At 69.3% G+C, this 3,677-nt stretch carries 3 protein-coding genes; 2 read left to right on the top strand and 1 reads right to left on the bottom strand.

Features of this window, described 5'->3' with window-relative positions; translation table 11 throughout:
• A partial coding sequence (recO, locus tag A9X03_RS19965) for a DNA repair protein RecO (RefSeq protein WP_046187415.1) occupies positions 1–349 on the bottom strand: 349 nt, incomplete at its 3' end.
• 62 nt (positions 350–411) lie between these two features.
• On the opposite strand from recO, the gene A9X03_RS19960 reads away from it, so the two are divergent.
• Positions 412–1,911 (top strand): amidase, encoded by a 1,500-nt coding sequence (locus A9X03_RS19960; protein WP_067887440.1) that lies wholly within the window; start codon positions 412–414, stop codon positions 1,909–1,911.
• Between the two features lie 91 nt (positions 1,912–2,002).
• Positions 2,003–3,460 (top strand): aminotransferase class I/II-fold pyridoxal phosphate-dependent enzyme, encoded by a 1,458-nt coding sequence (locus A9X03_RS19955; RefSeq protein ID WP_067887437.1) that lies wholly within the window; start codon positions 2,003–2,005, stop codon positions 3,458–3,460.
• Positions 3,461–3,677: the final 217 nt, after the last annotated feature.

Genomic DNA, 3,677 nt, shown 5'->3' with positions numbered 1-3,677 from the left:
GCCGGTGCAGGGCCGGGGCGGGAGCCCGCTCCTCACCGGCGAGGCGTTCGGCGGTTTCCAGCATCGCGCACCCGCAGGTGTAGCGGCCGTAATCGCTGACGATGTCGGTGGCGAACGCGTCGATCGAAACCACCTGGGTGACGATGTCGAGATTGCGGCCGGGATGCAGCTGCGCGTCGATGTGTGCGAATGGCTCCAGGCGTGCGCCGAATTTGCTGCGGGTGCGACGAACGCCCTTCGCCACCGCGCGAACCAAGCCGTGATCGCGGGTAAGCAGGGTGACGATCCGGTCGGCTTCGCCGAGCTTGTGCTGGCGCAAAACCACAGCCCGGTCTCGATACAGCCGCATCACAATAGTTTTGCACCCCGCCGCGACAATGCTGGTATCCGCGCCGGTTAGTCTCGTACCCCGTGATTGGCGCTTCCGAGTCAGGTCCCGGGTCCGTTTTCGGATCCGGTGGCCAGCGCCTGCCCACGCTGACTGACCTGCTTTATCAGCTGGCCAATCGGTCCGTGACATCGGTCACACTGGTGCGGCGGTCCCTGCACGCCATCCACGCGAGCCAGCCGACGCTGAACGCCTTCCGGGTGGTGCTCACCGAGTCGGCGCTGGCCGCGGCGGCGGCGGCCGACCGGCGACGGGCAGCCGGGGACACGGCGCCGCTGCTCGGCATCCCGATCGCGGTCAAAGACGACGTCGACGTTGCTGGAGTGCCGACCGCGTACGGCACGGAAGGCCATGTCCCGCCCGCCGCCCACGACGCCGAGGTGGTCCGCCGCCTCAAGGCCGCCGGCGCGGTGATCGTCGGCAAGACCAACACCTGCGAGCTCGGCCAGTGGCCCTTCACCAGCGGCCCCGGCTTCGGGCACACCCGCAACCCCTGGTCGCGACGGCACACCCCCGGCGGCTCGTCGGGGGGCAGCGCCGCCGCGGTGGCCGCGGGGCTGGTCACCGCGGCGCTCGGCTCCGACGGGGCCGGCAGCATCCGGATCCCCGCCGCCTGGACGCACCTGGTGGGCATCAAGCCGCAGCGCGGCCGCATCTCCACCTGGCCGCTGCCCGATGCGTTCAACGGCATCACGGTCAATGGGGTATTGGCCCGCACGGTGGCCGATGCGGCGCTCGTGCTCGACGCGGCGTCGGGCAACGTCGAGGGGGACCGGCACAAGCCGCCCCCGATCACCGCGTCCGACTATGTCGGCATCGCACCCGGACCGCTCAACATCGCGCTGTCGACCCGATTCCCGTACACGGGTTTCCGGCCCAAGCTGCACCCGGAAATCCTGGCCGCGACGCGTGCCGTGGCCAAGCAACTGGAGTTGCTCGGCCACACCGTCGTTCCCGGCAATCCCGACTACGGCCTGCGGCTGTCGTGGGACTTCCTCGCCCGGTCCACCGCCGGTCTGCGGGACTGGGAGGAGCGGCTGGGCGACGGGGTGGTGCTCGACCCTCGCACGGTGGCCAACCTGCGCATGGGCCATGTGCTGGGTCAGGCGATTCTGCGCACCGCACGCCGGCACGAAGCCGCCGCCCAGCGTCGGGTGGGTTCGATCTTCGACATCGTCGATGTCGTCCTGGCTCCGACAACCGCCCAACCGCCACCGCTGGCCCGCGCCTTCGACCGGCTGAGCAGCTTCGGCACCGACCGCGCGATGATCGCCGCGTGCCCGCTCACCTTTCCCTGGAACGTGCTGGGCTGGCCGTCGATCAACGTGCCGGCCGGGTTCACCTCCGAGGGGTTGCCCATCGGGGTGCAACTGATGGGGCCGGCCAACAGCGAGGGCATGCTGATCTCGCTGGCCGCCGAGCTCGAGGCCGTGTGCGGATGGTCGACCAAACAACCGACGGTGTGGTGGAACGCCGAAACGGGAGCGCCGCCGGTGGCCGGTACCCCGCCGCCGCGAAGGTGAAACCCCAAGCGGCACATGGCGGTGCAACGACCAAGGGGTAGCGGCCCCGAGGCGATCGCATAGCCGAGGGCAGGGCGGGTACACCTGCGCCATGGACCAATCTGATGCTCCACTGTTGGATGCGCTGGTCGATTACCGGCAGAAGAACAGGTACGGGTTCACACCGCCGGGCCACCGGCAGGGCCGCGGCACCGACGAAAGGGTTCTGGCGGTGCTGGGCCGCGAGCCGTTCGCCGACGACGTGCTGGCCAGCGGCGGCCTGGACGACCGCAGAACCAGCCACGAATACCTGAAACACGCCGAGGACCTGATGGCCGAGGCCGTGGGCGCCGACATCGCCTGGTTCTCCACCTGCGGCAGCTCCCTGTCGGTCAAGGCGGCGATGATGGCGGTGGCCGGCGGCGACGGCAGCCTGCTGGTGGGCCGGGACAGCCACAAGTCGATCGTCGCGGGGCTCATCTTCTCCGGAGTGCAACCGAGGTGGATCACCCCCCGCTGGGACGCCGAACATCATTTCTCGCATCCGCCATCACCGCAGCAGGTGGAAGAGACCTGGGAAAAACACCCCGACGCCGCCGGTGCGCTCATCGTCAGCCCCAGCCCGTACGGCACGTGCGCCGACATCGCCGGCATCGCCGAGGTCTGCCACGCGCGCGGTAAACCGTTGATCATCGACGAGGCCTGGGGAGCCCACCTACCGTTCCATGAGAACCTGCCGACCTGGGCGATGGACGCCGGCGCGGACGTGTGCGTGGTCAGCATCCACAAGATGGGCGCCGGCTTCGAGCAGGGTTCCGTATTTCACGTGCAGGGCGACCGGATCGATCAGGACCGCCTATCGGCGTGCGCGGACCTGTTGATGACCACCAGCCCCAACGTTCTCGTGTATGCCGCCATCGACGGGTGGCGGCGCCAGATGGTGCAACGCGGACACGAATTGCTCAGCGGCGCTTTGGATCTCGCGTGTCAGCTGCGTCAGGACATCGAAAACATCCGCGATGTGAAGGTGCTCGACGATGAATTGCTCGGCGTGCAGGCCTCCCACGACCTGGATCGGATGCAAGTGTTGATGGACGTGTCCGCCACGGGCACCTCCGGCTATCAGGCCCATGACTGGTTGCGCGAGCACGCGCACCTCGACACGGGCATGAGCGATCATCGGCGCATCCTGGCGACCGTGTCCATGGCCGACGACAAGGACACCGCGAGCCGCCTCACGGATGCGCTTGCGGCCTGGCGCACGGCCGCCGACGACTTCGACCCGCCGCCGCCCATCGATCTGCCGTCACCTGAGCAGTTGCAGCTGGAGACCGTTTGCCTGCCGCGCGACGCATTCTTCGGGCGGGTCGAGCAAGTTCCCGCGGACAGGGCCGCGGGCCGCGTTGCGGCCGAGCAGTGCACGCCGTATCCGCCGGGGATTCCCGCGGTGGTGCCCGGCGAGCGGCTCAACGACGCGGTGCTGGATTACCTGTGTTCCGGTGTGCGCGCCGGCATGAACGTTCCCGACGCGGCGGATCCGTCGCTGCAGACAATCCGCGTGCTCGCCTAGCGGCGATCGCAAGCGCGGCGGTGGCGATCGCAACCGCGGCGATCGCAAGCGCGGCGAAGCCGGGCGCCGCGGGTCGCCGCCATCAGCGGAAGCCGGGCGCCGCGGGTCGCCGCACTCAGCGGAAGCCGGACGCCGCGGTTCGCCGCGTCTGTTTCAGAAACCAAGCCGGCCAAGCTGTTTGGGATCGCTCTGCCAATTCTTGGCGACCTTCACGCGC

The organism is Mycobacterium sp. E1715 (assembly GCF_001667625.1).
Classification (GTDB): Bacteria; Actinomycetota; Actinomycetes; order Mycobacteriales; family Mycobacteriaceae; genus Mycobacterium.
This window is presented reverse-complemented; position numbering and strand designations above follow the sequence as displayed.

What these genes read in the sequence shown, in the direction of transcription:
- A9X03_RS19955 (WP_067887437.1), top strand. Translation starts at nt 2,003, where the DNA reads ATGGACCAATCTGATGCTCCACTGTTGGATGCGCTGGTCGATTACCGG.